Genomic DNA, 24173 nt, shown 5'->3' with positions numbered 1-24173 from the left:
ACTCATGGCGGCCCAGGTACGCGTTCTTCGTCAACGGATCCGCTCGGCGAAGGGGATGAAGAAGATCACCAAGGCGATGGAGCTCGTGGCGACGAGCCGGATCGCCAAGGCCCAGGCCCGGGTGCAGGCGTCCCTGCCGTACGCCCAGGCCATCACCGGCGTGCTCACCGCGCTGGCGTCCAACGCCCGGATCGACCACCCGCTGCTCACCCCGCGCGAGCGGGTGCGGCGGGCCGGCGTCCTGCTGGTAACCGCCGACCGGGGCCTGGCCGGCGGTTACAGCTCCAACGCGATCAAGACCGCGCAGTCGCTGATCGCCCGGCTGCGCGCCGAGGGCAAGGAGCCCGTGCTCTACGTCATCGGCCGCAAGGGCGTCGGGTTCTACCGGTTCCGGGACTGGCCGATCGAGGCGAACTGGACGGGCTTCTCGGAGCAGCCGACGTTCGCCGACGCCCGCGAGGTCGGTGAGACGCTGATCAAGGCGTTCACCGCCGGCGCGGACGACGTGGACGGCTCCGCCGGGCCGGACGGGGTGCTCGGGATCGACGAGCTGCACATCGTCTACACCGAGTTCCACTCCCTGATGACCCAGACCCCGGTCGCGAAGGTCATCGGCCCGATGCAGGTCGAGAACCGGCCCAAGTCCGAGGGCCTGCTCCCGGCGTACGAGTTCGAGCCGGAGGCGGAGGCGCTGCTCGACGCGCTCCTGCCGAAGTACATCAACACGCGGATCTACGCGGCGTTGCTGGAGTCGGCGGCGAGCGAGTCGGCGTCGCGTCGGCGGGCGATGAAGAGCGCCACCGACAACGCCGAAGAGATGATCGAGAAGTACACGCGTGAGATGAACTCGGCCCGCCAGGCCGGGATCACCCAGGAGATCAGCGAGATCGTCGGCGGCGCGAACGCGCTCGCCGCGTCGGGAAGTGAAGTGTGATGACTGTATCCGCAGTTGCTGGTGGACCAGCAGAGACCAAGACGGCCACCGGTCGCGTGGTCCGGGTCATCGGCCCGGTCGTCGACGCCGAGTTCCCGCGCGACGCCATGCCGGCCCTGTTCAACGCCCTGAACGTCGACGTACAGCTCTCCGGCGGCGAGAAGACGCTGACCCTGGAGGTCGCCCAGCACCTGGGCGACAACCTGATCCGCGCCATCTCGATGCAGCCGACCGACGGTCTGGTGCGCGGCGCCGAGGTGCGCGACACCGGCTCGCCGATCACCGTGCCGGTGGGCGACACCGTCAAGGGCCACGTCTTCAACGCCATCGGCGAGTGCCTCAACCTCACCGAGGGCGAGACGCTGAGCCCGGACGACCACTGGGGCATCCACCGCAAGGCCCCGGCCTTCGCGGACCTGGAGCCGAAGACCGAGATGCTGGAGACCGGCATCAAGGTCATCGACCTGCTCGCCCCGTACGTCAAGGGCGGCAAGATCGGCCTGTTCGGCGGCGCGGGCGTGGGCAAGACGGTGCTCATCCAGGAGATGATCACCCGGGTGGCCCGGAACTTCGGTGGTACGTCGGTCTTCGCCGGCGTGGGTGAGCGCACCCGCGAGGGCAACGACCTCATCGCCGAGATGACCGAGTCCGGCGTCATCGACAAGACCGCCCTGGTCTACGGCCAGATGGACGAGCCGCCGGGCACCCGGCTGCGGGTCGCCCTGTCCGCGCTGACCATGGCGGAGTACTTCCGCGACGTGAAGAAGCAGGAGGTGCTGCTCTTCATCGACAACATCTTCCGCTTCACCCAGGCCGGTTCCGAGGTGTCCACCCTGCTCGGCCGGATGCCGAGCGCCGTGGGTTACCAGCCGACCCTGGCCGACGAGATGGGCGAGCTCCAGGAGCGGATCACCTCCGTCCGGGGCCAGGCCATCACCTCGCTCCAGGCGATCTACGTGCCGGCGGACGACTACACCGACCCGGCCCCGGCCACCACGTTCGCCCACCTCGACGCGACCACCAACCTGGAGCGGTCGATCTCCGACAAGGGCATCTACCCGGCCGTGGACCCGCTGGCGTCCTCGTCCCGGATCCTCGCCCCGGAGTTCGTCGGCGCCGAGCACTTCGCGGTCGCCACCGAGGTGAAGCGGATCCTGCAGAAGTACAAGGACCTGCAGGACATCATCGCCATCCTCGGCATCGAGGAGCTCTCCGAGGAAGACAAGATCACCGTGCAGCGCGCGCGGCGCATCGAGCGCTTTCTGTCGCAGAACACCTACGCCGCCGAGCAGTTCACCGGCGTGCCGGGCTCGACGGTCCCGATCACCGAGACCATCGAGGCGTTCAAGAAGATCAGCGAGGGTGAGTACGACCACTTCCCCGAGCAGGCCTTCTTCATGTGCGGTGGCCTGGAGGACCTGGAGCGCAAGGCCGCAGAGCTGATGAAGAGCTAGACCAACGTCACAGTGTCGAGGACCGTCCCGGTAGCAACCGGGGCGGTCCTCGTTCATCTACAGGCCCTATGATCTCCGCTGTCCGGTTGCTGATCGGTGGCTCCGTCGAACGCGAGGTACCGTCGATTCACGCCGTCCCCTGGACGAGTGAACATCGTTGCAACTTTTCGGCTGCGTACGCCCGTCTCCTGGTCGTGGGCGTGACGAACGGAGATGCTCGTGGGTAAGGCCGGCAAGGGCGGCAGGAAGAAACCGTCGGCGTGGTCGCGGGTGCCCCGGTGGGCCCGGGTGTGCACGGTCTTCGGGTCCGTGCTCATGCTGCTCAGCGGCGTGGTGCTGGTCGGCTACGAGGCGCTGATGGCCCGCTACGAGGGCGCGGTGGGCAAGGGCGACCTGTTCGGCGACCAGGCCGCCGGCGCACAGGAGCGCAAGAGCGACATCAAGGGCCCGCTCAACATCCTGTTGGTCGGCATCGACCCGCGCGACGTGAAGACCCCGCCGCTGGCCGACTCGGTCATGGTGCTGCACATCCCGGCCGAGCTGGACCGGGCATACCTCTTCTCGCTGCCCCGGGACCTGCGGGTCGAGATCCCGAGGTTCAGCAAGGCCGAGTTCAACGGCGGCACCGACAAGCTCAACGCCGCCATGTCGTACGGCAGCCGGGTGCCCGGGCAGAACCCGGACGCGTCCCGGGGCTTCGAACTGCTGGCCAAGACCGTGCAGCAGGTGACCGGGATCGACCGCTTCGACGCGGGCGCGATCATCAACTTCACCGGCTTCCAGAAGATCGTCGACGCGATGGGCGGCGTCGACATGTACATCGAGCGCGAGGTGCGCTCCGAGCACCGCGAGCCGAGCGGGGTGCACCGCAAGGGCAATCCGTACGGCGAGGGCTACATCGGCCCGCAGGCGGTCTACAAGAAGGGCAACCAGCACCTCAGCGGTTGGCAGGCGCTGGACTACGTCCGGCAGCGGTACCCGAAGAACGGCGTCCCCGACGCCGACTACGGCCGGCAGCGGCACCAGCAGCAGTTCATCAAGGCGATGGTCAACCAGGCGTTCAGCGCCGACGTGGTGACCAACCCGATCAAGCTGGACAAGGTTATCCGGGCCGCCGGGCAGTCGCTGATCTTCAACGGCCGGGGCAACAGCGTGGTCGACTTCGCGATCGCCCTCAAGGGCATCCGCTCCGACAACGTCGAGCTGATCAAGCTGCCGGGGGAGAACATCGGCACCGGGTCGGCGTACCGGGGGGAGCGGCTGCAGCCCGAGGCCGAGGACTTCTTCACCGCCCTGGAGAAGGAACAGCTCGACGCCTTCCTGCTGGAGCATCCGGACTTCCGGAACAAGACGAAGTAGCGTTCCCCGGGTGCGGGTGGTGCAGCTTACGCCACCCGCGTTGGGGCCCCGCGACGGGCGCGACTAGACTTTCGGCAATCCGCCGCCGCAGCAAGGAGACAGCGTGGCACAGCAGCTTCACGTCGAGCTCGTAGCCGTCGAGGAGAAGGTCTGGTCCGGCGAGGCCGAGATGGTCGTCGCCCGCACGACCGAGGGTGAGCTGGGTGTGCTGCCGGGGCACGCGCCCCTGCTGGGGCAGCTCGCCGAGCCCGGTCAGGTCCGCATCAAGCTTCCCGGCGGCGAGCAGGTCTCGTACGAGGTGGCCGGTGGCTTCCTCTCGGTGAGCCGCGAGGGCGTCACCGTGCTGGCCGAGAGCGCCACCCCGGTCTCCGCCGCGCAGAGTCGCTGAGCCGCCCCGCCGATGGAGATCGTGGAAGGGATCGGAATCGGCGTCGCCGCGGTGCTCGTGGCCCTGTTCGTCCTCTTCCTCCGGCGCGCGCTGGTCACCCGCAGCGGCGGGATCATCCGGCTCAGCGTCCGGGTGACCACGATGCTCGACGGCCGGGGCTGGTCGCCCGGTTTCGGCCGGTTCGCCGGTGACGAACTCCAGTGGTACCGGATGTTCAGCTTCGCCGTGCGCCCCAAGCGGGTGCTCTCCCGCAAGACGCTGCTGGTGGAGCGGCGTCGGCTGCCCGAGGGGCAGGAGCGCTTCTCCATGCCCGCCGACTGGGTGATCCTGAGCTGTACCAGCCGACACGCCCCGGTGGAGATCGCCATGGCGCGCTCCACCGTCACGGGATTCCTGTCCTGGCTGGAGGCCGCCCCGCCCGGGGCGGCCTCGCCGCGTCTGGCCTCCCAGGACTGGCCCGCCGCCTGACCGCCCGACCACCCCACCCTGCCGGGAACGTGTCCCGGTAGCCGGCAACGGGTTGGGTGTCCGTGGTCGGGTGATCGATTCGACCTGTCGGAACGCACCGTCCGATTGTCGCCAGCAGCTTGCGCCTCATTCACGGACAGTTGGTGACGGCTCGTGCACCACTTGGCGAGTCTCCTCAGCTCACATCACGCGAGAGGCGAACGAATGCACGTGGTCCCCGGGCTCAAGGTGTTGTACTTCGGGACACCGGTGGTGCTGGTCAGCTCACGCAACGAGGACGGCACCGCGAACCTCGCGCCGATGTCCTCTGCCTGGTGGTTGGGCCAGTCCTGCATGCTCGGTCTCGGCAACAGCGGCCAGACGACCGCCAACCTGCTGCGCGAACGCGAATGCGTGCTCAGCCTGCCCTCGTCAGCGATGGTCGACGCCGTCGACCGGATCGCGCTCACCACCGGGACGCCGGTGGTACCGGACTACAGGGTGGCGCAGGGTTACCGATACGAGCCGGACAAGTTCTCGGCCGCGCGGCTGACCGAGCAGGCATCGGAGCTGGTCGGGGCGCCCCGGGTCGCGGAATGTCCGGTCCAGATGGAGTGCAGGGTCGTCTCGGCGCACCCCTTCGGCAGTCCCACCCCTCACGCCACTGCCTTCCAGGTCGAGGTTCTTCGCGCCCACGTCGAGGAGGATCTGATCATTCCGGGGACGCAATACGTGGACCCGCTCGGGTGGGACCCGCTCATCATGAAGTTCTGCGAGTTCTTCGGCGGTGGCCACAACGTCCATCCGTCGAGACTCGCCGAAGGCTGGAACCTGCCGCATCAGCTCCAGCGGACGGCCGTCTGAGCCGGCACGCCGTGCCGGTATCCCGGGTGTGTTTCGTGACGTCGAGCCGGTTGTGGTTTCGCCCGGTCAGCGCCGGGGACTCCTCCAGCACGACGGACGTCGGGCCGAGCCGCCAGGACCGGCCGGCGGGCCAGTGCTGGAACGGCTGCCAGCCCAGCTCGCCCAGCAGCCGGCCCTGCTCAGCGGTCGCCGCCCGGGACCCATAGCACGTCGCCCGCCGGGTTCGCCGTTCTTGACAGGATGAAGAGCAGATCGGAGAGCCGGTTGAGATACTTTGCCGGGAGGGTGCTGGTCCGGTCGGGGTCGTGCGCGACCAGGGCCCACGCCGCCCGCTCGGCCCGCCGGGCGATCGTCCGTGCCACGTGCAGCAGCGCCGCTCCGGCGGTGCCGCCGGGGAGGATGAAGGAGTCGAGCTTGCTCAGGCGTGCGTTGAACTCGTCGCACCACCCTTCCAGGCGCTCCACGTACTGCTCGGTGACCCGCAGCGGCGGATACTTAGGGTCCGGCTCCACCGGGGTGGACAGGTCGGCGCCGACGTCGAACATGTCGTTCTGGATCGACCCGAGCACCGCCCGCAGCTCGTCGTCGAGCTGGCCGAGGGCGAGCGCCACGCCGATCGCGGCGTTGCACTCGTCCACGTCCGCGTACGCGGCGATCCGCAGGTCGGTCTTCGGCACCTGCTCGTTGTTGCTCAGCCTGGTCGTGCCGGCGTCGCCGGCCTTGGTGTAGATGCGCGTGAGGTGGACGGCCATGACGCACAGCCTACGGATACCCGACCTGACCATCCCCGCCCGACCGGCCCCGGCGCGCCCGGCGGGGCTCGGCCCCGGCGACGCCGGCGATCCGGCGGTCAACGACGTCGACGTCATCCGCGTCGCCGGTGACGCCCGCCTCGCCGGGACGGTGCACGTGGTCGGGGCGAAGAACTCGGCCCTCAAGCTGATGGCCGCCGCGCTGCTCGCCCCCGGGCGCAGCGTGATCACGAACGTCCCGCGCATCACCGACATCGCCATCATGGGCGAGGTGCTGCGCCGGCTGGGCTGCGGCGTCCGCTACGACGCCGACGACCCGGTCGACCCGATGGCGGCCCGGGGCGGGCTGGCCCGGTCCCGGTCGGTCACGATCGACGTGCCCCAGCGGCCGGGTGCGGAGGCCGACTACGACCTGGTCCGCCGGCTGCGCGCGTCCATCTGCGTGCTGGGACCGCTGCTGGCCCGCCGGGGGTACGTCCGGGTGGCCCACCCCGGCGGGGACGCCATCGGCTCGCGCGGGCTGGACATGCACGTCGCCGGGCTGACCCGGATGGGCGCGGACATCTCCGGCGAGCACGGCTTCGTCATCGCCGCAGCCCCGGACGGCCTGCACGGCGCGGACATCGTCCTCGACTTTCCCAGCGTCGGGGCCACCGAGAACCTGGTGATGGCCGCTGTGCTGGCCCAGGGCACGACGGTGATCGACAATGCGGCCCGCGAGCCGGAGATCGTCGACATCTGCTCGATGCTGATCCGGATGGGCGCCCGCATCGAGGGGGAGGGCACCTGCACCCTGCACATCGAGGGGGTGCCGGAGCTGCGGCCGGTGCGGCACGCCACGGTGGGGGACCGGATCGTGGCCGGCACGTGGGCGTTCGCCGCCGCGATGACCCGGGGGGACGTCACCGTGACCGGTATCGACCCGGGCTTCCTGGAGGTCGCGCTGGACAAGCTGGTCTGCGCCGGCGGCCTGGTGGAGACCCGGGGCGACGGCTTCCGGGTACGGATGGACGACCGGCCCATCTCCGTCGACGTGGTCACCCTGCCCTACCCGGGCTTCGCCACCGACCTGCTGCCGATGGCGATCGGCCTCGCCGCGGTGAGCGACGGCGCGTCCCTGATCACCGAGAACATCTTCGACGGCCGGTTCATGTGCGCCAACGAGATGATGCGGCTCGGCGCGGACATCAAGACCGACGGCCACCACGCTGTCGTGCGGGGCCGGGACCGGCTCTCCGGCGCCCCCGTACGGGCCACCGACATCCGGGCCGGCGCCGGGCTGATCATCGCCGGGCTCTGCGCGGACGGGGTCACCGAAGTCTCCCATGTGCACCACGTCGACCGCGGCTACCCGGACTTCGTCGCCGACCTGCGGGCGCTCGGGGTGGAGGTCGAGCGCGGCAGCGTACCGGCGGAACCGGCCCTGGAGATCTGACCGCGCGGCGGGCGTGCCCGGCGCACCGCGCGCGGCCCTCGTCCCAGCCTGCGCACCGCGCGGCCCTCGGCTTAGTCGTCGTTCAGGATCGCCGATAGGGTGCGGAGAGACACTCAATCAGGCGAGGGAGAAGCAGATGGCGGGTCGACTCGCGGTCGTCGGGGCCGGGCTGATGGGCTCGGGCATCGCCCAGGTGGCGGCGCAGGCGGGATGGCAGGTGACGCTGCGGGACCTGGACGACGCGGCCACCGGGCGCGGACTGGCCGGCATCCGGAAGTCGCTGGAGAAGTTCGCCGAAAAGGGCAAGATCGAGCCGGGCGAGGTGGACGCCACGCTGGGCCGGATCACCCCGACGACCGACCTGGAGGCGGTCGCCGACGCGGACATCGTCGTCGAGGCGGTCTTCGAGCGGCTGGAGATCAAGCACGAGGTCTTCCGGGCCCTGGACAAGATCTGCAAGGCCGACGCGGTGCTCGCCACCAACACCTCGGCCATCCCGGTCACCCAGATCGCCGCCGTCACCGAGCGTCCCGAGTCGGTCGTCGGCACGCACTTCTTCTCGCCGGTGCCGATGATGAAGCTGTGCGAGCTGGTGCGGGGCTACAAGACCAGCGACGAGGCCCTGGCCACCGCGAGGGCGTTCGCCGAGGGCATCGGCAAGACCGTCGTCGTGGTGAACCGGGACATCGCCGGCTTCGTCACCACCCGGCTGATCGCCGCGCTGGTCGTCGAGGCGGTCAAGCTGGTCGAGTCCGGCGTGGTGTCGGCCGAGGACCTGGACACCGCCTGCAAGCTCGGCTTCGGCCACGCGATGGGTCCGCTGGCGACCACCGACCTGACCGGCGTCGACGTGCTCATGCACGCCTCGAAGAACATCTACACCGACACGGCCGACGAGAAGTTCTTCCCGCCGGAGCTGCTCCAGCGCATGGTCACCGCCGGCGACCTGGGCCGCAAGACGGGCAAGGGCTTCTACACGTACTGACGGGTGCGGTGCGGCTCCGCGGGCGCGCCCGCCTGCGGAGCCGGCCGCCCGCGTTGGCCCCCGCCCGCGGTGGGCCGCCCTTCCTTGCACCGCTCCGTGTGCCTCAGCCGTCGCGCTTGGTGGTCCAGCGGAAGGTGGTCAGGCAGAGCACCAGGCCGATCACGCACCACAGGGCCAGGACGAGGGCGACCCGGCCCAGCTCGAACGAGCCGCCCGGTTCCTGTGCCGCGAAGCCCTCCGGCAGGAAGACCGACCGCAGGCCCTGGCACATCCACTTCAGCGGGAACAGCGCCGCCACCTGCTGCATCCAGGACGGCAGGCCGGTGAAGACGAAGAACACGCCGGAGATGAACTGGAGGACCAGGGCGACCGGGGTGACCACGGCCGAGCCGCTGCGTGCCGTGCGGGCAAGCGACGAGATCGCGATGCCGCACAGGGTGCACGCGGTGACCCCGAGGACGGAGACCCAGCCGAAGGTGAGCCACTTGCCGGCCGTGCCGGGCAGCTCCAGGTCGAACAGGGCGACCGAGACGGCGAGCAGCAGGGCGGTCTCGGCGACGCCGATCGCCACCACCATGATCACTTTGCCGGCGAACCACACCCACTTCGGCATCGGCGTGCCCCGGTACCGCTTGAGCACCCCCCGGTCCCGCTCGATCGGGATCCAGATGCCCAGGTTCTGGAAGCTGACCGTCATCAGGCCCGTCGCGATCATGCCGGTGATGAAGTATTGCGTGTAGCTCACCCCGGGGGCGATCTCGTCGCTGAAGATCGCCGCGAAGATCAGGATCATGATGATCGGGAAGCCCATCGTGAACACGACGGACTCCCGGCTGCGCAGGAACTGGGTGATCTCCAGCCGGCCCTGGCGCAGGGCGAGCGCGCCCGCACCCGGCCGCCGGGCCGGTGCGGCGGCGGTGGTCGGGGCCGCCGGCTTCGTCGTGGTGGTCATCGGTGTCCGATCATCCGCAGGTAGACGTCTTCCAGGGTCGGCCGGGTCACCGTGAGGCCGGGGACCTCGCCGCCGTAGCGCGTGGCCAGCTCGGCCACCAGGGCCGTCGGCGTCGCGCTCTCCGCACTCTCCGAGGCCCCTTCCGGGGTACGCCAGGAGACCGTCGCCAGGGACTCCTGACGGTTGCCCAGCAGCCTCGGCGGGGCCACCTCGACCACCCGGCCGGCGGCGATCACCCCGACCCGGTCGGCGAGCGACTCGGCCTCGTCGAGGTAGTGGGTGGTCAGCACGATGGTGGTGCCGGCGGCGGCCAGGTCCCGGATCAGCTCCCAGAACTCGCGCCGGGCCTCCGGGTCGAAGCCGGTCGTCGGCTCGTCGAGGAAGAGCAGCTCGGGGCGGCCGATGATGCCCAGCGCCACGTCGAGGCGGCGCTTCTGCCCGCCGGAGAGGGTGTGGGTGCGGGCCTTCGCCTTCGCGCCGAGGCCGACCCGCTCGACGACCTTCGCCGGGTCGTCGGCGTCGGGGTAGAAGCCCGAGAAGTGCCGGACCACCTCGGCGACGGTCAGCTCGTCGAACTCGCCGGTGCCCTGGAGCACGATGCCGACCCGGGAGCGCCAGTGCGGGTCGGGGGAAGCCGGGTCGCTGCCCAGCACGGACACCTCGCCGGCGTCGCGTCGCCGGTAGCCCTCCAGGATCTCCACCGTGGTGGTCTTGCCCGCCCCGTTCGGGCCGAGGAGCGCGAACACCTCGCCCCGCCGGACGTCGAGGTCCACGCCCGCCACCGCGACGTTGTCGCCGTACGCCTTGCGCAGCCCCCGGACGGAGATCGCCAGCTCGTCATCCATGCCGTCAAGTGTGCGACCTGGGCGGGGCCGGTGGGGAAGCGGGCCTGTGTGGTTTTGCACAGCCCCATTTACTGAACGGTAACTTAAACTCCGGCCATGGACGAGAAGGCTCCCGCCGGCCGGCTGCCCGAGCGCGACCGCCCCTGGGTGATGCGCACCTACGCCGGGCACTCCTCGGCCGCCGCGAGCAACGCCCTCTTCCGCCGCAACCTGGCCAAGGGGCAGACCGGCCTGTCGGTCGCCTTCGACCTGCCCACCCAGACCGGGTACGACCCCGACCACGAGCTGGCCGTCGGCGAGGTCGGCCGGGTCGGGGTGCCCGTGGCCCACCTCGGCGACGTGCGGGCCCTCTTCGACGGCATCCCGCTCGCCGACATGAACACGTCCATGACGATCAACGCGCCGGCCATGTGGGTGCTCGCCCTCTACGGCACGGTCGCCGCCGAGCAGGGGGCGGAGCTGGCGCGCTGCGCCGGCACGACGCAGAACGACATCATCAAGGAGTACCTGTCCCGGGGGACGTACATCTTCCCGCCGGCGGCGTCGCTGCGGCTCACCGCCGACGTCGTCGCGTACACGCTGCTCCAGATGCCGCGGTGGAACCCGGTGAACATCTGCTCGTACCACCTCCAGGAGGCCGGGGCGACACCGGTGCAGGAGGTCGGCTTCGCCCTCGCCACCGCCGTCGCCGTCCTCGACGCGGTGCGCGACTCCGGCCAGGTGCCGGCCGAGCGGATGGGCGACGTCGTCGCCCGGATCTCGTTCTTCGTCAACTCCGGGGTGCGGTTCGTCGAGGAGATCGCCAAGATGCGCGCGTTCGGCGCGCTCTGGGACGAGATCACCCGCGACCGGTACGGCGTGACCGACCCGAGGCAGCGCCGCTTCCGGTACGGGGTTCAGGTCAACTCGCTCGGGCTGACCGAGGCCCAGCCGGAGAACAACATCCAGCGCATCGTGCTGGAGATGCTCGGCGTCACCCTGTCCCGCGACGCCCGCGCCCGCGCCGTGCAGCTGCCCGCCTGGAACGAGGCGCTGGGCCTGCCCCGCCCGTGGGACCAGCAGTGGTCGCTGCGGATGCAGCAGGTCCTCGCGTACGAGTCGGACCTGCTGGAATACCCGGACCTGTTCGCCGGCTCGTACGTGATGACCGCGCTGGTCGACGAGGTCGTCACCGGGGCCCGGGTGGAGCTGGACAAGGTGCTGGAGATGGGCGGCGTGGTGGCCGCCGTCGAGTCCGGGTACCTCAAGAGCGCGCTGGTCGCCTCGCTGGCCGAGCGCCGCCGCCGGCTGGAGTCCGGCGCCGACACGGTGGTGGGCGTCAACCGGTTCACCGAGACCGAGCCGTCGCCGCTGACCGCGGCCGGTGCCGAGTCCGTCGAGCAGGTCGACCCGGCGGTGGAGGTGGCGGCCGTGACCGCCGTACGCGAATGGCGGGCCGGGCGGGACGGCGCGGCCGTCGACGCGGCACTGAGGCGGCTGCGCGCGGACGCCGCGACCGCCGCGAACCTGATGCCCGCGACGTTGGAGTGCGTGCGGGCCGGGGTGACCACCGGCGAGTGGGCCGGTGCGCTGCGGCGGGTCTTCGGCGAGTACCGGGCGCCGACCGGCCTGACCGGCGGCGCCGGTGCGGGCGGCGACGCGACCCTGGCCGCCGTACGGGAGCGCGTCGCCGCGACGGCTCGGGAGCTGGGCAGCGGCCGGCTGCGGCTGCTGGTCGGCAAGCCTGGCCTGGACGGGCACTCCAACGGTGCCGAGCAGATCGCGGTACGCGCCCGCGACGCCGGCTTCGAGGTGATCTACCAGGGGATCCGGCTGACCGCCGGCCAGATCGTCGCCGCCGCCGTGGAGGAGGACGTCGACCTCGTCGGCCTGTCGGTGCTCTCCGGCTCGCACCTGGCCGCCGTGCCGGCGGTGCTGGATGGCCTGCGCGCCGCCGGCCGGGGCGACCTGCCGGTGGTGGTCGGCGGCATCATCCCGGCCGGCGACGCCGACGCGCTGCGGGCGGCCGGCGTCGCCCGGGTCTTCACGCCGAAGGACTTCGCGCTCACCGGCATCGTCGACGACCTCGTGACCGTCGTCCGCCACGCCAACGGCTTGTAAGGAAGGGCCCTTGTTAACGCATTCTGTTGTACAAGGGGCCCCTGCTAACACCTGCCGATGGCGTGACGGCCGCCGACGGCGGGTCAGTTGCCGGACGATGGGTCAGCGGCTGGCGTAGGTCATGCAGTCGGCCATGTCGTTGTCCGGGCCGACGCGGATCGCCGGGGCGTGACACTCCAGGTCGGAGTTGTGTCGGCAGTCCGAGCGCTGGCAGGCGCCGACCTGGGCGATCATCGTCTCGATGCCGCCCCGGACCGGCATGTCGACGAACGTGTGGCAGTGCGCGTGGTCGGTGCTGCCGATCGTGATGGCGAATGCGTGGCAGTCGCCGGTGTGGTTGTAGGCGCAGGCCGCGACCACGCATTCCTGGACGCGGGGCATCTCCATCGCCGTAGTCATGACGACCTCCTCTGGGCGCTCGTGGACTCCCTTCCCATATTAGGTTTTTGTCGGATTTTTCGTCGATGATCGGCCACTCTCGGTCAGCCCGCCGTGATCGCAACCGGCCGTGATCGGGCCTCTGGATCAACTGGCCGGCGTCGCGCCCAGCACCTCGGAGAGCGGGGCCGGCCGCAGGCCCCGCTCGGCCAGCCCCGCCAGGATGCGCGGCAGCGCCTCGTCGGTCATGGGGGCGTTGGCCTCGGTGACGTGCAGGACGACGACCGAGCCGGGGCGCACCCGGGACAGCACCGCGTCGACGACCGGCCGCCAGGACTTCGCGAACGGGTCGCCGCTGATGACGTCCCCGTCCACCACGGTGACGCCCAGCGGGGCGAGCTCGGCCAGCGCCGTGCGGTCGTGGCACAGCCCGGGGAAGCGGAAGTAGCGGGTCTGCCGGCCGCCGTACGGGGCGATCACGTCGAACGTCCGGGCCACGTCGGCGGCCATCCGCTGCCGGGGGATCGTCGGCAGCTGGTAGCAGTCGGTGGTGAAGGCGAGATGGCCGTACGTGTGGTTGGCCAGCTCGAAGCGCGGGTTGGCGGCAAGGCGGCGGGTCACCTCGGGATACTCCTCGACCCACTTGCCGGTCAGGAAGAAGGTGGCCGGCACCCGCTCCCGTTCCAGCAGGTCGACGATCGCCAGGTTCGCGTACGACCGCACCGCCCCGCTGCGTAGCTGGTACCGCATGGCGTCGGTCATGTCCGCGTCGAAGGTCAGCGCCACCAGGTCACCGGCGCGCGGGCCGTGGTCGACCACCGGGGGCCGTCGGTCGGGGCGGCTCGCGCCAGGGAGGGTCGTGGCCGGGGCCCCGGCGCTGGGCTGATTGGGCCGTTCGCCCTGGTCGGGTCGCCCGGGCTCCTCGGGTCGCCCGGATGCGGACCCCGGCACGGTCGGGCGGGCCGTCCCCTGGTGGGGCCGGTCCTCCCCGGCAGCGGGGGGCATCGCCGTCGTGGGCACCCGGGCGATGGCGGCGCGGCCGGGCGCGTCCGACGGCGCGGGCGCGGCGAGGAGGGCGGCGACGCCCGCGAGGGCGGCGAGCGTCGCGATCAGGGGTACGCGAGAGTTCTTTGCGGGCACCGGGAGATGATCTCTCGGCGAGTGCCCGTGCGGCTGCCCCGCCCAGCCAGGGAGGCCGCCCTCGCCGGTTGTCCACCGGATGTGCCATGTCGGCGACATGGCGGTAATACGCGCCCCGGATACCCCCATCTCCCCGACATCAAGTCGATCAACCGCCCGGATGGGCGGATTGTCCCGGTATGGCGGCGGGGTGGTGGTGACCGGCGGCACCCCAGGGCCGGAATCGCGGCGGGGCCGGGGTCGTTATACCTGGACCCGGCGCCGCAAGGCAGCCGCCCCCATCTCCCTGCTTCGTTGTTCGGGCGCCTCGACGTGGTGCTCACACCCACCCCGAGCCCTCTGCCCGGACGGGTGTCGACCCCCGGATTGGAGTCACCCCCCATGAACACGAACACGACCATCCTGCGCAAGAGTGTCCTCGGCATCGCCGGACTCACCTTCGCCGGCGGCCTCGCCGCCGGACCCCTCCACCACGACACCACCAGCACCGACACGGTCGACACCCGACCCGCCGCCGCCCAGACCGACAAAACCGGCGTGGACACCGCCGCCCTCACCCCCCACGGCGTACAGGGCACCCAGTCGCACATCGACCTCGACACCGAACAGACCACCAACGCCAAGGCCATCATCACCGCCACCAAGAAGACCGGCCTCGACGAACGCGCCGCCGTCATCTCCATCGGCACCGCCCTACAGGAATCGAAGCTGCAGAACCTCGGCCACCTCGGCGACCACAACGACCACGACTCCCTCGGCCTGTTCCAACAGCGCCCCTCCAGCGGGTGGGGTTCGCCGGAGCAGATCACCGACCCCGAATACGCCACCACCGCCTTCCTCACCGGCCTCAAGCAGGTCGACGGCTGGCAGAACATGCCCCTGACCGACGCCGCCCAGACCGTCCAGGTCTCGGCCTACCCCGACGCGTACGCGCAGTGGGAGCAGCAGGCCGCCGACCTCGTCACCCAGCACTGGAACAGCTGACCCAGCACCAACACGCACACCGGCCGGGCCCCGATGACAGGGGCCCGGCCGGTGGCGGTTGCGCGGGGCGTACCCGATCAGACGCGGTAGCCGGCGGCGCGGGCCGCCTGGCGTTCGCGGCGGCGGTCCCTGCGGCGGCGCAGGAACCAGACCGTGAAGGCGACCAGGCCGAACAGGAAGGCCAGCACCAACACCGGCAGGATGATCGCGACCAGGGACATGACGATGCTGGCGGCGTCCTCTGCGGTGCTGGCGACGGGGGCGCCGAAGCCGGCCGTGGTCGCGTTGATCACCGGGCGGGCGGCGGACTTGAGCAGGTGCACGCCCAGGGCGATGAGCACGCCGGCCACCACCGGCACCCAGTCGTTGGACGAGAAGAAGCTGCCCGGGTCGCTCACGGTGACCGTCTCGGAGGTGGAGCCCGCGCCGAAGGCCAGACCGCCGGCGGTCGGCCGGACCACGGTCTGGACGACGTCGTTGACGTGGTCGAGCACCGGCACCTTGTCGGCGACGACCTCGACGGTGAGCAGCACCGCGAGGATGGCGACGACCCAGCCGTTGCCGAGCCACTGCCAGCCGGTGGGCAGGTCGATCAGGTCGGTGTAGCGGGCCAGCAGTCCCATGGTCAGCAGGGGTATGTAGGCGTTCAGGCCGGCCGACGCGGCCAGCCCGGAACCCGTGAGGACTTCGAACACCGCCTCAGCATGGCACCGGCACGCCAGTGCCGCTCGTCGGCGAACGCCGGGGTCTGGGCTACCCTCCTCGGGTGCGGCTGGTGATTGCGAAGTGCTCAGTGGACTACGTCGGACGGCTCTCGGCGCACCTGCCGTTGGCCACCCGACTGTTGATGGTGAAGGCGGACGGGTCGGTGTCGATCCACGCCGACGACCGGGCGTACAAGCCGTTGAACTGGATGAGTCCGCCCTGCCGGCTGGAGGAGGCCCCCGGCGTGTGGCGGGTGGTCAACAAAGCCGGCGAGGAGCTGCGGATCACCCTGGACGAGGTCTTCCAGGACACCTCGTACGAGCTGGGCGTCGACCCCGGTCTGCGCAAGGACGGCGTCGAGGCGCACCTGCAGGAGTTGCTGGCGGCCAACCCGACGGCGCTGGGCGAGGGCTACACGCTGGTGCGCCGGGAGTACATGACGGCTATCGGGCCGGTGGACCTGCTCTGCCGGGACGCCAACTCCGGCGCCGTCGCCGTCGAGGTCAAGCGGCGCGGCGAGATCGACGGGGTGGAGCAGCTCACCCGCTATCTCGAGTTGATGAACCGCGATCCCCTGCTCGCCCCGGTCGCCGGCGTCTTCGCCGCCCAGGAGATCAAGCCGCAGGCCCGGGTGCTGGCCACGGACCGGGGCATCCGGTGCGTGGTCGTCGACTACGACAAGCTGCGCGGCATCGAGCGCGACGAGCTGACCCTGTTCTGAGCGACGGCACGGCTGGCGGGGCGGGCCGGCGGCGCGCCGCCGGGTCAGCGCCTGCGGCCGTACAGCAGCTTGGTGACCTTGACCAGGCGGGCGACGTCGGCGGGGGTGCGCTCGAAGGTCATCGCCGGCAGCAGCGACCGGGCCCGGCGGCGGGTGATCGCCTTGGCCCGGCCGAATTCGCGCAGCCCGTCCTCGCCGTGGATGCGGCCGAAGCCGGACTCGCCGACCCCGCCGAACGGCAGGGTGGACATCCCCGCGAAGGTCAGGGTGGAGTTCACCGCGGCCATCCCCGAGCGCAGCCGCCGCGCGATGGCCACGGCCCGCCGCCGGCCGAAGACCGAACCCCCCAGTCCGTACGGGAGCGCGTTGGCGCGGGTGACGGCCTCGTCGGCGTCGCGGACCCGGTTGATCGTCAGCGTCGGGCCGAAGGTCTCCTCGCGGACGGCGAGCGAGTCTTCCGGCACGTCCACCAGGATGGTCGGGCGCACGTACGGCGGCTGCACCGCGTCGGCCCCGCCGAGGACCGCCTGGCCGCCCCGGGCCAGCGCGTCGTCGATGTGCCGGCGGATCACGTCGAGCTGGCCGGGCATGGTGATCGGGCCGATGTCGGCCCCGTCCACGCCGACGGTCAGCCGGCCGGCCCGCTCCACGACCTTGCCGACGAACGCGTCGAAGATGGGCTCGACGGCGTACACCCGCTCGATGCCGATGCAGGTCTGGCCGGCGTTGGTGAGCCCGCCCCAGACGCACGCCTCGGCGGCGGCGTCCAGGTCGGCGTCGCTGTCGACGATCATGGCGTCCTTGCCGCCCGCCTCCAGCAGGACCGGGGTGAGCGTCTCGGCGCAGGCGGCCATCACCTTCTTGGCGGTGGCCGTCGAGCCGGTGAAGGCCAGCTTGTTCACCCCGGAGCGGCACAGGGCCGCGCCGACGTCGCCGAGGCCGTGCACGGCGGTGAGGACGGGCTGCTCGGGCACCACCTCGGCGAGGCTGTCGACCAGCCACTGGCCGACGACGGGGGTGTATTCGCTGGGCTTCAGCACGACGGTGTTGCCGGCGGCGAGCGCGTACGCGGTGGAGCCGACCGGCGTGAAGACCGGATAGTTCCACGGGCCGATGACGCCGACCACCCCGTACGGCTGGTATTCGAGGTGGCCGGAGAACTCGGCCAGGACGAGCCGGGAGCGCACGCGGCGCGGGCCGAGCACCCGGCCGGCGTTGCGGGCGGCCCAGTCGATGTGCTCGATGGCGGTGAGGACCTCGACGATCGCGTCCGGGACGGGCTTGCCGCCCTCGGCGTGCATCAGCTCGGCCAGCTCCTCGATCCGCCGGGCGAGGACGCCCCGCCAGCGCAGCAGCCGCTGCCGGCGGCCGGTGAAGCCGAGCCCCGCCCACCAGCCGGCCGCCTCGCGGGCCCGGTCGACCGCCCGCGCGACGTCGGCCTCGGCGGCGACGGGCAGCCGACCCACCTCGACCCCCGTGGCGGGGCTGGTGGAGACCAGCCGCCCGGCTGAGACGATCGGGGCACCCGGGACACGCACAGCCGTCATGGCGGCAGTCTAGACCCCGAAGCTACTGGTCGGTAGGTGTTCGGGTGGGCCGGGGGCCGGTTCCCCGGCGCGGGACCAACGGTCCTGGTGGGCTGCCCTGAAAGCCGAACCGGCTAACGGGAGTTGTCCGCCTGGGGACCGGGAGGTGTCCGGGCGGTGGTGGGCATCGATACGGTGTGGTGGCAGGCTGACGCCGGACACCGGTGGCTGGAGGCTGACCGTCCATGGAGGACTTTCCGGAACTGATGCCGCTGCTGACGGTGGCGGGTGGACCGATGCGTGGCGCGAGCTTCCGGCTCAGCGCCGCGCCGCAGGTGATCGGCCGTGCGTCGACGGTGGAGGTCAGCGTCGACGATGCGCACCTGAGTCGCCGGCACGCCAGCGTACGGTTGGCCGCCGACGGGGTGTGGCTGGAGGACCTGGGCTCGACGAACGGCACCTGGCTCAACGACCGCCGGATCGAGGCGCCGGAGCTGCTCTCCGACGGGGACGTGATCCGGCTGGGCCGCACCGAGCTGCGCTTCTTCGACCCGGGCCTGGCCCGGACCGACCCGGTGGGGCTGCGGCTGGCCCCCCAGCGGGGACCCCAGCGCCGCGACCGCCGGCCCACCCTGCCGCTGCCCGTCGCCGCCCCGCCGGCCGTCCGCGCCTGACACCCCCTTTCATGTGGGCCGGGCACATGGAGCCGGCCGGCCCCACGTGGCAGCATGCCGCGGCATGGAGAGCACGCAGCACACCGTGCAGGCCAACGGGATCGTCCAGCGGGTCCGGGTGGCCGGGCCGCCCGACGGCCTGCCCGTGCTGCTGGTGCACGGCAACTGCTCGTCCTCGGCGTTCTGGGAGCCGCTGCTGCGGCGGCTGCCCGGCACCCTCCGGGTGGTCGCCCCGGACCTGCGCGGCTACGGCGACACCGAGACCGCCGCCGTGGACGCCACCCGGGGGCTGCGGGACTTCGCCGACGACGTCGCCGCCCTGCTCGACGCCCCGGGGATCTTCGGCCCCGGCGCGCGGCCGGTGGTGGTCGGGCACTCCCTCGGCGGGGGCGTGGCGATGCGGCTGCTGGTCGACCACCCCGACCGGGTGGCCGGGCTGCTGCTCTCCGCGCCCGTCTCCCCGTACGGGTTCGGCGGCACCCGGGACCTCGACGGCACGCCGACCACGCCCGACTTCGCGGGCACCGGCGGCGGCACCGCGAACGGGGACTTCGTGGCCCGGCTGGCCGTCGGCGACCGGGGCGCGGACGGCCCGACCAGCCCCCGCGCCGTGCTGCGGACCGCGTACGTGGCCGACCCGGCGGCGCTCGGCGACGACGAGGAACTGCTGCTGGACAGCCTGCTGTCCACCGCCACCGGGGACGGCAACTACCCCGGCACGGCGGTCGCCTCGCCGCACTGGCCGGGCACCGCCGCCGGCGACAGCGGCGTGCTCAACGCCCTCGCCCCGGCCCACTTCCGGATCGCCGACGACCTCGTCGCCGTCGCCGGCAAGCCCCCCATCACCTGGGTACGCGGTGACGCCGACGTGATCGTCTCGGACACCTCGCTGTTCGACCTGGCCCACCTCGGGTCGCTCGGGGTGGTGCCCGGCTGGCCGGGGGAGCGGGACTGCCCGCCGCAGCCGATGGTCGGGCAGACCCGGGCGGCGCTCGACCGGTACGCTGCGGCCGGCGGGGCGTACCACGAGGTGGTGTTCCCGGGTTGCGGGCACAGCCCGCACCTGGAGCGGCCGGCGGAGTTCGTCGCGGAGCTGCTGGCACTGGTCGACCGGAGCCGGTGACATACCCCTCCGCGTCTCGACAGCGGACCGTCACGTGGCAGACTCGCGCGCATAACCTTAGTGACCGTTCATGCGGTTCCGTGGCGTCTCGGCCCGCGGTCCCGCGCAGCATTGGGGAGGCCGGTCGTGGCGCGCGAGTTCACCAGCGTGGGCGTTGTGGGGCTGGGCACCATGGGTGCCGGCATCGTCGAGGTCTTCGCGCGCAACGGCGTCGACGTCGTCGCGGTGGAGATCTCCGCCGCCGCCCTCGACCGCGGCCGGGCCAACCTCACCGGCTCGACCGACCGGGCGGTCGCCCGGGGCAAGCTCGCCGAGGCCGACCGGGACGCCCTGCTGGCCCGGGTCGACTTCCAGGTCGGGCTGGCCGCGCTGCACTCGGTCGACCTGGTCATCGAGGCGGTCCCCGAGCGGCTCGACCTCAAGCAGCGGATCTTCGCGGAGCTGGACCGGGTCTGCAAGCCCGAGGCGATCCTCGCCACCAACACCTCGTCGCTGTCGGTCACCGAGGTCTCCGTCGCCACCGGCCGGCCCCACCAGGTCGTCGGCATCCACTTCTTCAACCCGGCCCCGGTGATGAAGCTGGTCGAGGTGGTCCGCACGGTGGTCACCTCCGCTGATGTGGTCGCCGACGTCGAGGCGCTCTGCGCCCGGCTCGGCAAGGTCGACGTCACCATCGGTGACCGGGCCGGCTTCGTCGCCAACGCGCTGCTCTTCGGCTACCTCAACCACGCCGTGGCGATGTTCGAGTCGCACTACGCCAGCCGCGAGGACATCGACGCCGCCATGAAGCTCGGCTGCGGGCTGCCGATGGGCCCGCTCGCCCTGCTGGACCTGATCGGCCTCGACACCGCGTACGAGATCCTGGACACCATGTACCGGCGCGGCGGGCGGGACCGCCGGCACGCCCCGGTGCCGCTGATCAGGCAGATGGTCACGGCGGGTCTGCTCGGCCGCAAGTCCGGCCGGGGCTTCTACACCTACGAGAAGCCGGGCTCGCCGAAGGTCGTACCGGACGAGCTGACCCCGACCGAGGCGCTGCCGGCGGCCGGTGACGTCGCCCGCGCCGTCACCAGGGTCGGCGTCGTCGGCTCCGGCCCGATGGCCGCCGGGATCATCGAGGTCTTCGCCGCGGCCGGGTACGAGGTGGTCTCGGTGGCCGGTGGCGCGGAGGCGCTCGACGACCTGGCCGAGGTCGACCTGGTCGTCGAGGCCGTGGTGGAGGAGTCGAGCGTCAGGAAGGCCCTCTTCGCCAGCCTCGACGAGATCTGCAAGCCGGGCGTCGTGCTCGCCACCACCGCCTCGTCGCTGCCGGTGATCGACGTCGCGATGGCCACCGGGCGGCCCGCCGACGTGGTCGGGCTGCACTTCTTCGACCCGGTGCCGGCGCGGCCCCTGGTGGAGATCGTGCGGACCATCCGCACCTCCGAGCAGACCAGCGCCACCGCCCGCGCCGTCTGCGCGACGCTCGGCAAGACCGGCGTGGTCTGCGCCGACCGCTCCGGCTTCGTGGTCAACGCGCTGCTCTTCCCGTACCTGAACGACGCGGTGAAGATGCTGGAGGCCAGCTACTCCACGGCCGACGACATCGACCACGCGATGAAGCTCGGCTGCGGCTACCCGATGGGCCCGTTCGAGCTGCTCGACGTGGTCGGTCTGGACGTGGCGCTGGCCATCCAGCGCGAGCTGTACCGCCAGCTGCGCGAGCCGGGCTTCGCCCCGGCACCGCTGCTGGAGCACCTGGTCACCGCCGGATACCTGGGCCGCAGGACCGGGCGCGGGTTCCGCGACCACACCCGCCGCTGACCGGGCCGCCACGGCGCGCACCTCGCCGGTCCGGTGCCGGGAACTGACCGTAACCTTGACGAGGTGAGCCCCCGTCGCAATCGCCCCCGCCGGGACGAGCACGCCCACCTGGATGCCGACCGGGCCCGCCACGGGGTGCCCACCGTGCAGCAGTGGCGCGACGGCGACTGGCAGGTGCGCGGGATCAGCGGCGGGGCGTCGGTGAAGACGTACCGCTGCCCGGGTTGCGACCAGGAGATCCGCCCGGGGGTGGCGCATCTGGTGGCCTGGCCGGCCGACGACCGGGGCGACCTGACCGACCGCCGGCACTGGCACAGCGGGTGCTGGCGGGCGCGCGACCGGCGCGGCCCGGGGATCCAGCGCGGCCGGGGCGCGCCCCGCTACGGCTGAGCGATCTGGATCACCCTGTTTCCGCCCGGGCGGGCGGTGCCGGCGGCGACGCGCGAGACTGGGACGGTGAGCACACCGATCCGCGCGTCCTCGATCCTGCCCGGGCACCGCGAGGACATCGAGCTGCACACCGCCGACGGCCTGCGCCTCGTCGGCGAGCTGGCCCGCCCGGTCGACCGGGAGCCGGCCGGCACGCTCGTCTGCCTGCATCCGCTGCCCACCCACGGCGGGATGATGGACAGCCACGTCTTCCGCAAGGCCGCTTGGCGGCTGCCGGCGCTGGCCGACCTGGCCGTGCTCCGGTTCAACACGCGCGGCACCAGCAGCGTGCGGGGCACCAGCGAGGGTGCGTTCGACAACGCGGTCGGCGAGCGCTTCGACGTGGCCGCCGCCATCGAGTACGCCGAGTTCGCCGAGCTGCCGAACGTCTGGCTGGTCGGCTGGTCGTTCGGCACCGACCTGACCCTGCGGTACGGCTGCGACCCGGCGGTGGCCGGCGCGATCCTGCTCTCCCCGCCGCTGCGCTTCTCCGCCCCCGCCGACCTCGCCCACTGGGCGCAGGAGGGCAAGCCGCTGACCGCCCTGGTGCCGGAGTTCGACGACTACCTGCGCCCGGAGGAGGCCCGGCGGCGCTTCGCCGCGGTGCCGCAGGCCGAGGTGGTCGGGGTGCCCGGCGCGAAGCACCTGTGGGTCGGCGACGCCGAGACCGTGCTCGACGAGATCGTCCGCCGGGTCAACCCGGCCGCCCCGCTGCCCCTGCCGCGCACCTGGGACGGCCCGCTGGAGACCGGTGACGTCAGCGCGTACGCCGACCGGACGGTCGCCTCGTTCGCCGACGTCCCGGTGCCGGGTCCGAAGGCCGGGACCGCCGACTGAGCCGGGGCACGCCCGCCCGCGCTGGCTGGGGCCGGGGCACGCCCGCCCGCGCTGGCTGGGGCCGGGGCACGCCCGCCCGCGCTGGCTGGGGCCGGGGCACGCCCGCCCGCGCCGACGGAGCCGGGGCGCCTGCGGTCAGCGGGCGTTCTGGCGGGGCAGCACCACCTCGCGCAGGATGAGCTGGAGGGCGGCCACCGTCGGGATCACGATCAGCGCGCCCACCACGCCCATCAGCGACACCCCGAGCAGCGCGGCGAGCAGGGCCGCCACCTCGTTGACCTCGACCGAGCGGCGCATCACCTTCGGGTAGATCAGGTAGTTCTCCACCTGCTGGTAGACCACGAAGAACGCGACGCAGGCGATCCCCACCGGCAGGTCGGTGGCGAAGCCGACCAGGCTCACCACCACCGCGCCGAGGGTGGCGCCGATCTGCGGGATCAGGTCGGTCACCGCGACCACCACGGCCAGCGCGAACGGGTACGGCAGCCCGACGGCCAGCGCGAACACGAAGGTGGTCACCCCGGCCAGCACGGCGATGCTCAGCGCGCCCACCATGTACGCGCCGACCTTCGCCAGGATCTCGTCCCCGATGAGCTGCACCCGGTGCCGGCGGGAGCGGGGCACCAGCGCGTACCCGACGCGGCGCAGCCGGTCGAAGTATGCGAGGAAGTAGATCGTCAGCACCAGCACGGTGAGCGCCCGGAAGACCGTGCCGAAGATCAGCTGGGCGCCGCCGAGCACCCCGCCCAGTGCCCGCCCGATCGTGTCGGCGTTCGCCGCGGCCTGCACCTTCGCCATCACGTCGTACCGCACGACGAAGTCGTTGACGGCCTTGTTGCGGCGCAGCTCCTCGACGTAGCTGGGCAACTGCTCGACGAACTGCCCGGACTGGGTGACCACCGGCGGGACCAGCGCCACCAGGCCGCCGAAGATCAGCAGCAGCACGATCAGCGTCACCGTCGCGACGGCCAGCCCGTTGGGCAGGCCCCACGAGCGCAGCCGGACCACCGCCGGGTTGAGCCCCACGGCGAGGAAGAGCGCGATGACGACCAGCACCAGGATGCCGGCCGAGTTGCGCACACCGAGGAAGACGGCGTACGCCAGCAGCACGCCGAGCGCGCCGGTGAAGCCGACGAGGAAGCTGTTGCGGCGCAGGGGCCGCCCCGGCACGCCGAACCGGCCCGAGCCGGCGGCGAGCGCCCCGGGCGGGTCGAAGTCGCCCGGTTCGCCGAGGTCCGCCGGTTCGCCGTCCGCCTGCCCGTCGTGCGCCACCGAGACCTCCTCCGCCCTCCGGCGGGTGCGCCCGGAGAGTCGTCAGCCGCCCACGACCCTGGCCAG

24 protein-coding genes are annotated in these 24173 nt (G+C 72.0%); 16 read left to right on the top strand and 8 right to left on the bottom strand.

The genetic code is table 11. The annotated features are described in order from the left end of the window. Positions 1–4 precede the first annotated feature (4 nt). The 6 genes from ACFT41_RS19165 (at position 5) to ACFT41_RS19140 (ending at position 5446) form a co-directional block, all read left to right on the top strand. Positions 5–934 (top strand): F0F1 ATP synthase subunit gamma, encoded by a 930-nt coding sequence (locus tag ACFT41_RS19165; protein WP_377588326.1) that lies wholly within the window; start codon positions 5–7, stop codon positions 932–934. Continuing rightward, the gene (gene atpD, locus ACFT41_RS19160) at positions 934–2388 is read left to right on the top strand and encodes a F0F1 ATP synthase subunit beta (RefSeq protein ID WP_377588327.1); all 1455 of its coding nucleotides are present in this window, start codon (positions 934–936) and stop codon (positions 2386–2388) included. The genes ACFT41_RS19165 and atpD overlap by 1 nt, the downstream gene beginning before the upstream one ends. A 213-nt stretch (positions 2389–2601) precedes the next feature. Next, positions 2602–3747 carry an LCP family protein gene (locus ACFT41_RS19155; RefSeq protein WP_377588328.1) on the top strand — a complete coding sequence of 382 codons (1146 nt, stop codon included), beginning with the start codon at positions 2602–2604 and terminating at the stop codon, positions 3745–3747. A 103-nt stretch (positions 3748–3850) separates the two neighbouring features. Continuing rightward, the gene (locus ACFT41_RS19150; RefSeq protein WP_077938542.1) at positions 3851–4135 is read left to right on the top strand and encodes a F0F1 ATP synthase subunit epsilon; all 285 of its coding nucleotides are present in this window, start codon (positions 3851–3853) and stop codon (positions 4133–4135) included. 12 nt (positions 4136–4147) lie between these two features. Then, the gene (locus tag ACFT41_RS19145; protein ID WP_377588329.1) at positions 4148–4603 is read left to right on the top strand and encodes a DUF2550 domain-containing protein; all 456 of its coding nucleotides are present in this window, start codon (positions 4148–4150) and stop codon (positions 4601–4603) included. A 204-nt stretch (positions 4604–4807) separates the two neighbouring features. Further along, entirely contained in the window at positions 4808–5446 is a 639-nt protein-coding gene (locus ACFT41_RS19140; protein ID WP_377588330.1) for a flavin reductase family protein, read from the top strand. A 179-nt stretch (positions 5447–5625) separates the two neighbouring features. Here the strand turns inward: ACFT41_RS19140 and ACFT41_RS19135 are convergent, their stop codons facing one another. Further along, the gene (locus ACFT41_RS19135) at positions 5626–6198 is read right to left on the bottom strand and encodes a cob(I)yrinic acid a,c-diamide adenosyltransferase (protein WP_377588331.1); all 573 of its coding nucleotides are present in this window, start codon (positions 6196–6198) and stop codon (positions 5626–5628) included. Here ACFT41_RS19135 and murA point away from each other — a divergent pair. Then, a complete protein-coding gene (murA, locus tag ACFT41_RS19130; RefSeq protein ID WP_377588332.1) occupies positions 6197–7633 on the top strand; it encodes a UDP-N-acetylglucosamine 1-carboxyvinyltransferase in 1437 nt (478 codons plus the stop codon). The two genes, ACFT41_RS19135 and murA, sit on opposite strands and share 2 nt — an antisense overlap. Positions 7634–7769: 136 nt before the next feature. Further along, positions 7770–8618, top strand: coding sequence for a 3-hydroxyacyl-CoA dehydrogenase family protein (locus tag ACFT41_RS19125; protein ID WP_377588333.1), 849 nt, complete (start codon positions 7770–7772; stop codon positions 8616–8618). A gap of 103 nt (positions 8619–8721) precedes the next feature. Here ACFT41_RS19125 and ACFT41_RS19120 read toward each other — a convergent pair whose 3' ends face one another. Together ACFT41_RS19120 and ACFT41_RS19115 are read right to left on the bottom strand one after the other, a co-directional pair. Continuing rightward, on the bottom strand, positions 8722–9570 hold the full coding sequence (locus ACFT41_RS19120) for an ABC transporter permease (RefSeq protein ID WP_377588334.1): 849 nt from the start codon (positions 9568–9570) through the stop codon (positions 8722–8724). Next, positions 9567–10415 carry an ABC transporter ATP-binding protein gene (locus tag ACFT41_RS19115; RefSeq protein ID WP_377588335.1) on the bottom strand — a complete coding sequence of 283 codons (849 nt, stop codon included), beginning with the start codon at positions 10413–10415 and terminating at the stop codon, positions 9567–9569. The genes ACFT41_RS19120 and ACFT41_RS19115 overlap by 4 nt, the downstream gene beginning before the upstream one ends. A 96-nt stretch (positions 10416–10511) precedes the next feature. Between ACFT41_RS19115 and ACFT41_RS19110 the strand changes: the two genes are divergently transcribed. Continuing rightward, on the top strand, positions 10512–12515 hold the full coding sequence (locus tag ACFT41_RS19110; RefSeq protein WP_377588336.1) for a protein meaA: 2004 nt from the start codon (positions 10512–10514) through the stop codon (positions 12513–12515). A 102-nt stretch (positions 12516–12617) separates the two neighbouring features. On the opposite strand, the gene ACFT41_RS19105 is transcribed toward ACFT41_RS19110, so the two are convergent. Beyond that, a complete protein-coding gene (locus ACFT41_RS19105; RefSeq protein ID WP_377588337.1) occupies positions 12618–12914 on the bottom strand; it encodes a DUF1540 domain-containing protein in 297 nt (98 codons plus the stop codon). Between the two features lie 126 nt (positions 12915–13040). After that, positions 13041–14033: a polysaccharide deacetylase family protein gene (locus ACFT41_RS19100; RefSeq protein ID WP_377588338.1), complete on the bottom strand. Its 993-nt coding sequence runs from the start codon at positions 14031–14033 to the stop codon at positions 13041–13043. Between the two features lie 381 nt (positions 14034–14414). Here ACFT41_RS19100 and ACFT41_RS19095 point away from each other — a divergent pair, with 381 nt between their 5' ends. Next, positions 14415–15017, top strand: a complete 603-nt coding sequence (locus tag ACFT41_RS19095) for a hypothetical protein (protein ID WP_377613938.1) — start codon at positions 14415–14417, stop codon at positions 15015–15017. 77 nt (positions 15018–15094) lie between these two features. Here ACFT41_RS19095 and ACFT41_RS19090 read toward each other — a convergent pair whose 3' ends face one another. After that, positions 15095–15712, bottom strand: a complete 618-nt coding sequence (locus tag ACFT41_RS19090) for a DUF4126 domain-containing protein (protein WP_377588252.1) — start codon at positions 15710–15712, stop codon at positions 15095–15097. 71 nt (positions 15713–15783) lie between these two features. Here ACFT41_RS19090 and nucS point away from each other — a divergent pair, with 71 nt between their 5' ends. Then, entirely contained in the window at positions 15784–16443 is a 660-nt protein-coding gene (nucS, locus tag ACFT41_RS19085; RefSeq protein ID WP_377588253.1) for an endonuclease NucS, read from the top strand. A gap of 44 nt (positions 16444–16487) precedes the next feature. On the opposite strand, the gene ACFT41_RS19080 is transcribed toward nucS, so the two are convergent. Continuing rightward, a complete protein-coding gene (locus ACFT41_RS19080) occupies positions 16488–17990 on the bottom strand; it encodes an aldehyde dehydrogenase family protein (RefSeq protein WP_377588254.1) in 1503 nt (500 codons plus the stop codon). A 224-nt stretch (positions 17991–18214) separates the two neighbouring features. On the opposite strand from ACFT41_RS19080, the gene ACFT41_RS19075 reads away from it, so the two are divergent. The 5 genes from ACFT41_RS19075 to ACFT41_RS19055 all read left to right on the top strand — a co-directional run bounded on the left by ACFT41_RS19075 (position 18215) and on the right by ACFT41_RS19055 (position 22835). Then, entirely contained in the window at positions 18215–18643 is a 429-nt protein-coding gene (locus ACFT41_RS19075) for an FHA domain-containing protein (RefSeq protein ID WP_377588255.1), read from the top strand. Positions 18644–18707: 64 nt separating this feature from the next. After that, positions 18708–19766: an alpha/beta fold hydrolase gene (locus ACFT41_RS19070; RefSeq protein ID WP_377588256.1), complete on the top strand. Its 1059-nt coding sequence runs from the start codon at positions 18708–18710 to the stop codon at positions 19764–19766. Between the two features lie 126 nt (positions 19767–19892). Further along, positions 19893–21569: a 3-hydroxyacyl-CoA dehydrogenase family protein gene (locus ACFT41_RS19065; RefSeq protein WP_377588257.1), complete on the top strand. Its 1677-nt coding sequence runs from the start codon at positions 19893–19895 to the stop codon at positions 21567–21569. A gap of 63 nt (positions 21570–21632) precedes the next feature. Continuing rightward, entirely contained in the window at positions 21633–21959 is a 327-nt protein-coding gene (locus ACFT41_RS19060) for a hypothetical protein (RefSeq protein ID WP_043966091.1), read from the top strand. Positions 21960–22025: 66 nt separating this feature from the next. Continuing rightward, positions 22026–22835, top strand: coding sequence for an alpha/beta hydrolase (locus ACFT41_RS19055; protein ID WP_377588258.1), 810 nt, complete (start codon positions 22026–22028; stop codon positions 22833–22835). A 135-nt stretch (positions 22836–22970) separates the two neighbouring features. Here the strand turns inward: ACFT41_RS19055 and ACFT41_RS19050 are convergent, their stop codons facing one another. Then, positions 22971–24107 carry an AI-2E family transporter gene (locus ACFT41_RS19050; protein WP_377588259.1) on the bottom strand — a complete coding sequence of 379 codons (1137 nt, stop codon included), beginning with the start codon at positions 24105–24107 and terminating at the stop codon, positions 22971–22973. Positions 24108–24173: the final 66 nt, after the last annotated feature.

It is taken from the genome of Micromonospora sp. NPDC057141 (assembly GCF_042670805.1).
GTDB lineage: Bacteria > Actinomycetota > Actinomycetes > Mycobacteriales > Micromonosporaceae > Micromonospora.
This window is presented reverse-complemented; position numbering and strand designations above follow the sequence as displayed.